The organism is Microcoleus sp. AT3-D2 (assembly GCF_036705715.1).
GTDB lineage: Bacteria > Cyanobacteriota > Cyanobacteriia > Cyanobacteriales > Microcoleaceae > Microcoleus.
Genome location: NZ_JAUBVE010000073.1, coordinates 19,500 through 27,383 on the forward strand (window position 1 = coordinate 19,500; position 7,884 = coordinate 27,383).

A 7,884-nucleotide genomic window follows, 5' to 3' on the forward strand; every position below is an offset into this window, starting at 1 on the left:
TTTAGATCGACAATACTGGCGAACCCGCCCCTACGAGACCTTGAATTATATAATATCGAGCCAAGTAATCAATTAAAATCATGACTCTTACTAACATCCGCTTTCCCAAAGAAAATCCTTTTTATCTAATCAAGGTTCGGCATATATTGGGATGGTGGTTTTTATTAAGTAGGGGCATTTACTTTCAGATAGCAATAATTAGCTCACGTGGGATGCTGTTTGATGGTACACAACCATTAGTTTATCAAATAGTTCCAGTTTATTTATCGATTTTGATACTGGGTTTGGTGTGGCGACAATGCAGGCTAGCGGGAATTGAAATTAAATATCTGGTTGGTAAAGTTCCCGATCGCTACCAATGGTTGCCCTTAGTAGGTCTGGCGATCGCTACCGTGGTTTTTTCCCTAAGTGTATTCCAAATTTTTTATTATTTTTTGTCTTTTATTGTACCTTTCTTTGTTCTAGAAATACTTAATGACGAAAGAAATAGCAGTATTTTAATTACAGCTTCAGAAACCTTTTCTCCTGCACTGTACTACTTAATTTTCGCTATAGGCTGTGCAATACAACCCATATTCTCTGCCTTTGTTTGGATAAGTATTATTCTACAAAGATGGGCTGTAAAATGGGGAAACATCCCAGCAATAATAGCTGTTTGTCTGCTGTATATAACTTTTGACTATCAGTATTTTATCTCTATAATTATTTCGTTCTTAATCCACATAATTTTGTATACAAAAAACCGTAGCTTACTTATAGTAATATTTTTTTCTGCCTTGGAAAGCCTTAGTTTTACAATGTGGAATTTAGTATTTGTTGGCAATCAAACAGGAAACGTTCTAGATGTATTTCGATCGCAAATACAGCTAGGCGTCTTGTTTTTTGCTTTGTCAGCCCCTTGGGTAATCGGTTTTATCTACAAAAACTGGTCGGTTCTCAAAGGGCCTTTACCTTACTTTGCGAATGCTTCGGAAGCTGAAAAAATCAAAGCTGATTCCGAGACTTAAGTTGCAGATATCTGTCAACCAATTGCTCGCTAATTTGATTGGCTGGCGCATCCAAAACCAAAACTCCTTTTTGTTTCAACTGTGCAAAAGCTACCTGACGCTGTGCTAGTAAATCTAAAGCGACAGCACGATTATAAGCAGGTGTAATTTCCACGGTGGAAGTGTGAGCGATTTTGTCAACTAGAGGGTCGCGCAAAGTTACGCAAAAAGGCAAATAACGAGGTGCTAAACGCGCTAAAGCGGAAAGCATTTCTGTAGAAGCTGTGACATCTACTAAATCAGTAATTAGCACTACTAATGCACGGCGAGTTTGTTGGCTTACTAATTTAGTTACAGCACCAACATAGTCTGGTTCTAACAAAACTGGCTGAATTGGCGCAAGGCGTTCAATTAATTTAGAGTGTTGATGTTGACTGCGTTCCGGGGGTATCCAAGTCGTGATTTCTCGATCGAACACACCGACTCCCACGCGATCGCCCCGATTTAGTCCAGCCAAGGCTAAAGACAGCGCTGCATTCACTCCCCAGTCAAAGCGCTTCAAACCCTGCACTCGCGCCGTCATCAGCCGTCCCCTGTCGAGTAAAATAATCAAAGTTTGCTCTTTTTCTGGTTCTAAAACTCTGATTAAAGGGCGCGATCGCCTTGCAGTAGCCTTCCAATCAATTAAGCGAGGATCGTCACCAATACCATATTCCCGCAGTTCGGCAAATTCAGTTCCCATGCCGAGTTTTTGTAACCGCCGCATTGTGCCGCTATTTTCCAATGTTAGCCGAATAGAGAGTTCTTTCAACATCACTAAATCGGGATAAACGGCAACTTGTTCACTAGCAGGTATTGTCCAGTCGTGCCATGCTAAACCCCAATTTCCCAACTGCCGCACCTGAATATCTCCCCACTTATATTGTCCGCGATTTGACGGGCGGATTGTATAAGTTAATTCCTCATCGCTGTTAGGATTGAGGTCTGCTTCCAGCATCTGTTGAGAGACATCAAACTCTAGCGGATAGGAGTCGCGCAGACGAATTTTAGCTGTTTGATTTGCAGATCGCACTGACAGTAAAACCGGATTGTCTCGCCCAATCGAAAGTCTCTGCAACGGATGGCGTTTCACTTGCACCCGATGAGATTTGACGCGCAGTGCGTCGGTAATGGCTAGACCTACAATTAAACAGTCAAATAGCAAAGTGCCGATAATACTTGTCTGCTGATTTACCAGCATAGCAAGCAAAAGGGCGATCGGAATGGCGATCGCTAACAGGAAATAAAGGCGAAAAGCAGGAATCATTACAATTTCTGATTAAGATACTGGTGTACACAATTCAACGAGAGTTCCGTCTGGACATCTAACATAGGAAACAATCTGACCCCAAGGTTTTTTGAGAGGTTCTTTTAACTCTAATGCACCTGCTGCGATCGCTTGTTGATGTGCCATTTCTACTGAATCAGTGGTAAGTGCTATTTCAACCCCTAAAGGTTTATCCGATGAATCAGCCGAAATATAACCATTTGGGAAATTTGACGCGCCTAGAGAATGTGTAGCAAAAGATAAAGTTGTTTCCCCAGTGTCAAGTTCACCATAATCTCCTGATTCATCAATGAACTTCTTTTTGAACCCAAAAGCCATTTCAAAAAAAGTCAATGAACTTAGTACGTCAGCAACGTAAATAATTGTATATCCGAATTTCACTTGCTTTCTCCCTTTACATGATTTGCAAGTAGCTTGCGTCGTTCACCTGTATACCTCCACCAAGGCTTAGCTGGTTCGCCATTGAGGAATCTTTTGACAGAAATGAGAGCGTCAAGTACACATGGATCGTGGCGATGTCCCATGACATTAGCAAGTTCGTGAAAGACTTCTAATGGCGATCGCGTTTTAAGTTGATCTGGTTGCTCAATACCAATGCTTCGCAAATCCGCACTCATTGATTTCCCAATGTTTGGGAGGTCTTCAAGCTTCTTGACTTCGTTTAGAGACTTCTTCATACTTTTGGTGTGGTATTTTTGAACTCAATTACTACAATACTTGCGTAATAAAGATTTTTTGTCAGGAATTCGATTCCTCCAAACGAAACGTAAACATAACATGATCGCTCGGTGTTTCTGGATTACCAACAGCCGAATACAGATTCATCGCTGCTGTATTTTCGCGATCGGTAAGCACCCAAGCTTCTGTACAACCCAACTCACGAGCGACCTCAAATACTGCATTCATCAAACGCTTCCCCAAACCTTGCCGACGATGAGTTTCTGCTACGCTAACCTCGTTAATCCACAGTTCGGGACGTGCCTTGTCGGGATGAACATAATGAACTGCTGAGACAAAGCCGACAACTCGATCGTCATCGATTGCAACAGCCAGATGGTGGCGCGAGTCCGTCAAAAATTCTTCAGTACGTGGGATATTGATAGAGTTGTCAAAGACATCGGGATCGACATTCTTGAGAATGTCTACATCATTCTGATCCAGAATTTTGATTGCAATGGTCATAGTTATATTTCTGTTTACCTCGGTACAGCAACTTGTTTTAATACCGAAGCAATTACCGCATCAATTTGCAAACCATCTAGCAGCGATTCTGGTTTGAGAATCAGACGGTGACGCAAAAGCGGCAGTGCGATCGCCTTGACATCATCAGGAGTAGTATAATCCCTGCCGGCTAGCCAAGCGTGAGCTTTACTACTTTGCAACCAAGCTACTGCCGATCGCGGAGAAGCACCCAATGCCAAATCGGGATGTTTTCGCGTATTGTGTACCAAAGCTAGCACGTAATCGAGCACTTTCTCTTCTACTTTGACAGTTTGTACTGCTTGACGGGCGCTAATTATTTGCTCTACCGTTGCTAAAGATTTTATCCTAGCTAAATCGAGGCGTTTAGCGCGAAATCCTGCCTCTGCGTTCAGCAACATTTGCTTTTCGGCGGCTGCATCGGGATAGTCAACCACAAGTTTAAATAAAAATCGGTCTAACTGAGCTTCTGGTAGCGGATAAGTGCCTTCAAATTCTAGGGAATTTTGAGTGGCGATCGTCCAAAATAATTCTGGCAGAGCTAAAGTTTCACCGTCTAACGTTACCTGCTGTTCTTCCATTGCTTCTAGCAGTGCTGACTGGGTTTTCGGAGGCGTGCGATTAATTTCATCCGCCAGCAAAACTTCAGTAAACACAGGCCCTTTTTTCAGGGTAAAACTGTGGCTTTCAAAATCAAAAATATTCGTTCCCAAGATATCCGACGGTAAAATATCCGGCGTTAGTTGAATACGACGAAAATCTGCTTGAATCAATTGGGCGATCGCTTTTACAAGTAGAGTTTTCCCGGTTCCAGGGACTCCCTCAACAATCACGTGACCGCCGCTCAAAAGTGCCACTAGCAAGTGCTGTACAGTGGAAGATTGACCCACAACTATTTTGTCCAGTGCTTGGCTGAGGCGTTTAAAAATCGAGTTTGTTTCGCTCATTTTAGATTTTTCCTGTCAGAGGGGAGATGTTGACGGATCTGCTGCCATTTACCCAACCACGCTAGCAAATCTGAATCGCTGATTCGGCGTTTATCAGATGGCGAGGGCAGAAGTTCTGACAATTCTGCCGCTTTTCGCCCTGTTTGCTCAACCCAAGCATTTGTTACGGTTTCACTTTCCAGCGATGCCTGTCCCAATAATAATGCTTTTTGCAGTTGTAACTGTTCTTCTTTTCCGATAATTTCTACCGCAAAATCAGTGCTGTTTGCTTTGTGCAAAACACCCGCTAATGCTTGAATGTAAGCTTCGCTGTTGTCAACCTGCGGCCCTGATATAGTTACAGGCTGTCCAAACCTGTTCCACCCGGCAAAAATAGCAACGAGTAAAATAATTGTACCCTGGATCAAAACGGGGAATAGAGGAGTTTTAGCTAAATAAGTGAATAAATTTCCCTCGTATTCGCGTTCAATAACTTCGGCATCTTTGTAGCCGTGAATGTATTCGTCTACCCAGACTTTATTGAGGAGTTTACTCGTTTGCTGGCTTTGCGGGTTGCTCGAATTTTGGATTAATTTCACTGCTAGAGCCTGCTCGGCACCTTCTATTTCTCGTTCTCCACCTTCTACTTGAGTAACCAGCCCTGCTAAAAATTCATAATTACCTGGAAAATCCTGATAAGCATTAGCAGCTAAATGGGAGGTGCTGGCAAAATAAACTGTTCCCTTTCCCACTGGTTTTTTCCAAACAATTGCCCCAAATTGATCCTCTAAAACTTGTTTTTTGGCGCTGGGATATCTCCGCCCAGTGTCAATCTTTATTTCCCCGGCTGAAGCTGGGTGCAAGCTACTAAAAGGTGCTTGTGTCACCGGGGCGCGAACTCCCAAAATTACCAAAATATTGCCCTCTTCCACCCACCTTTTCTCGGTCTCAGGCACAACTTCTGGTATCAAGCTACTATAGATACGTAAAAGTGTACTAGGCGGTTTGGCATCTTGGTTTTTAGCAAAGTCTTCAAAAGGTTTTTGCCAGCGCTGAACCTCGGTTCCCCGTTTTGACATAAAAGCATACCATGCTCCGTAGCCGTCCGGCGCTCTATTATAAGTAGAACCGCTGTTGACTTTGTTGTTAGCAGGAGCAAAGAACAGGGTAACGATCGTTATTGCAGTAATGGCGATCGCTCCCAACAACCATAACCTACGCTTTGACAAGTTCATCGCTCGTTAAGTAAGTAAGTAAGTAAGTAAGTACAAATAAATATAACATGAGGGCGGGTTTTGAATGGATCAACTCACTCCTCATATAGAACCCATTTGAGATATTTTAGCGATCGTCAATCACATTACGGCTCACTAATAAACTTGGTTTTTTACCATCGCATTTTTAAGGAAGTCAGATTTACAGCATATTCCATGTAAATGTAGATCGCGAAAAACCGAATTTCGAGCAACAGAATCAGTAATGATGCGGGAACTGTAAAGGAACCAGGTTTCTGGGGTGTATTTCATAAACGAATACGCTGTAACTTACGCCCGAACCTCAATTTTCAGGAATTCCCAACAGGGTTCTGCTTAGAAATATAAATTTAGAAGTATTTATACTCACGTTTTGTCAATCCAGATTTACTTTTGTCCGCAGAACCAGGTGTACGCTGCCCGTTGGGGGGTGCGGAATGTGGGATTTAAGCTCTCCTCTACAGATGTGGAAAACCCACTCTTTAGAGGGATGAAAAAATTATCGGAAAATCTTCCGGATCGAAGTTATTGATGATGAAAGTAAAGAATAAGCATCTGTATAAGTAGTTGCAAGTAATAATTACACTCAACATTTAATCACGCAGGGGCAATAAAGGCTTCAACTGCTTATTGGGCAAGCATTTTGGCAGCCTAAGCGTTTTTACTTGATTTACCTGCACGTACTTCACGTACTTAATGACGAAATTTTTCTTGCTGTGACCGATCGCTACAAGAAAGCCCAACCTCTGCTTTTCAGTCACTTCTAATCTTTAATTATTCATCATCAAAGGAGAAGCTATGGCTACTTCAATCAATGGTTCTTTGGGTCAAGACACTAATTACAGCAGCATTAGTGACCTGATCGCACAATGGCCTACTGCCGCCCAGAATCAAGGCATCCAACTGTCTGGGATAGCTTTTGATAGCTTTGAAACGAACTACACTAACCCTACTCCCATCAGCAACCTCACGTTAGCAACAAACGAAACCCCTAAAAGCGGGTTGAGCTACGGCGGTACCGGTGGTATTGGTGTCATAGGCTCTTATAGTGGTTGGTTTACCGATGTCAATAAATTGCGGGCGGAAATCAACTATGACCCCAACACCAATCAATCTCAGGCGCTGAAGGTGAAATGGGCAGATAACAAAGACATCACTAGCGCCACGATCGGCCTCAGTGGATTACTTCCCAAATCAAGTTCTACTACAGTGAACGATCAAGGTAATGAAGTTGGTTTGCTGAAACTCTTTAATAATGGGACGGAGGTATCGGCCAGCAATTTTACGATCGCTCGCGTCAACGCTCCTACCCCTCAAAAACTGATCGGTGTGTCTTCAGATGGAGTGACTTTCATTGGCGATAGTGCCGATGGCAATTACACATTCGAGATACAAGCAAATTCCACTAGCGTCGCTTTTGACGAACTGCGGTTCTCCGCCAAAGCCTACGATAGCCCCAGCACCAGTGCCTCCTTAAGCGATAGTTCCGACTACCTAGTGCGGAGTATTCAATATCAAGGCATTGATGTGACGCCAACGCCAACGCCAACGCCGACGCCGACGCCGACTCCTACATCTCCAAGTATCTTCCAGTTCCAGCAACCAAATTACACGGTGGCTGAAGGCGGCGTGGCGACGATTAACGTTACTCGCACCGGTGGCACGGAGGCCACATCGATTAACTACTCTACTCTTGACGGTTCGGCAAGTTCAACAGGCAGTGCACCTGATTACACTGGAACGTCGGCGGGGGTGTTGAATTTTGCTGCGGGGCAAACTACCGCTAGTTTCACCGTGACGGCTTTGAGTGATTTGACATTGGAATCGCCCGAAACGGTGAATTTGGTGCTCTTCGGTGGCAATGTCGGCAGTAGTCCGTCAATTTTGACGATTAATGATGTGGCGACAACTGGGCCGACGCCGACGCCGACGGCGACAACTCCAAGTATCTTCCAGTTCGCCCAACCAAATTACACGGTGGCTGAAGGCGGCGTGGCGACGATTGACGTTACTCGCACCGGTGACACGGCGGCTGCATCGATTAACTACTCTACTCTTGACGGTTCGGCAAGTTCAGCAGGCAGTGCACCTGATTACACTGGAACGTCGGCGGGAGTGTTGAATTTTGCTGCGGGGCAAACTACCGCTAGTTTCACCGTGACGGCTTTGAGTGATTTGACATTGGAATCGCC

Annotated in this window: 9 protein-coding genes; 2 read left to right on the forward strand and 7 right to left on the reverse strand. The window is 44.0% G+C overall.

What is annotated here, in order from left to right:
* The first annotated feature begins 80 nt into the window (after positions 1-80).
* Entirely contained in the window at positions 81-1,007 is a 927-nt protein-coding gene (locus tag QUB44_RS24350; RefSeq protein WP_333371498.1) for a hypothetical protein, read from the forward strand.
* Here the strand turns inward: QUB44_RS24350 and QUB44_RS24355 are convergent.
* The 7 genes from QUB44_RS24355 to QUB44_RS24385 form a co-directional block, all read right to left on the reverse strand.
* Positions 985-2,292, reverse strand: a complete 1,308-nt coding sequence (locus QUB44_RS24355; RefSeq protein WP_333371501.1) for a DUF58 domain-containing protein — start codon at positions 2,290-2,292, stop codon at positions 985-987. The genes QUB44_RS24350 and QUB44_RS24355 overlap by 23 nt on opposite strands.
* 12 nt (positions 2,293-2,304) lie before the next feature.
* Positions 2,305-2,694, reverse strand: coding sequence for a VOC family protein (locus QUB44_RS24360; protein ID WP_333371503.1), 390 nt, complete (start codon positions 2,692-2,694; stop codon positions 2,305-2,307).
* Positions 2,691-2,990, reverse strand: a complete 300-nt coding sequence (locus QUB44_RS24365) for a helix-hairpin-helix domain-containing protein (protein ID WP_333037263.1) — start codon at positions 2,988-2,990, stop codon at positions 2,691-2,693. The genes QUB44_RS24360 and QUB44_RS24365 overlap by 4 nt, the downstream gene beginning before the upstream one ends.
* Positions 2,991-3,051: 61 nt before the next feature.
* Positions 3,052-3,495 (reverse strand): GNAT family N-acetyltransferase, encoded by a 444-nt coding sequence (locus QUB44_RS24370; protein ID WP_333371505.1) that lies wholly within the window; start codon positions 3,493-3,495, stop codon positions 3,052-3,054.
* A 14-nt stretch (positions 3,496-3,509) separates the two neighbouring features.
* A complete protein-coding gene (locus QUB44_RS24375; RefSeq protein WP_333371507.1) occupies positions 3,510-4,460 on the reverse strand; it encodes a MoxR family ATPase in 951 nt (316 codons plus the stop codon).
* The gene (locus QUB44_RS24380) at positions 4,457-5,674 is read right to left on the reverse strand and encodes a DUF4350 domain-containing protein (protein ID WP_333371509.1); all 1,218 of its coding nucleotides are present in this window, start codon (positions 5,672-5,674) and stop codon (positions 4,457-4,459) included. The genes QUB44_RS24375 and QUB44_RS24380 overlap by 4 nt, the downstream gene beginning before the upstream one ends.
* Positions 5,675-6,285: 611 nt before the next feature.
* Entirely contained in the window at positions 6,286-6,453 is a 168-nt protein-coding gene (locus QUB44_RS24385) for a hypothetical protein (protein WP_333161081.1), read from the reverse strand.
* A 37-nt stretch (positions 6,454-6,490) separates the two neighbouring features.
* On the opposite strand from QUB44_RS24385, the gene QUB44_RS24390 reads away from it, so the two are divergent.
* Positions 6,491-7,884 (forward strand): Calx-beta domain-containing protein (locus QUB44_RS24390; protein WP_333371511.1); only part of this gene is annotated, 1,394 nt, incomplete at its 3' end.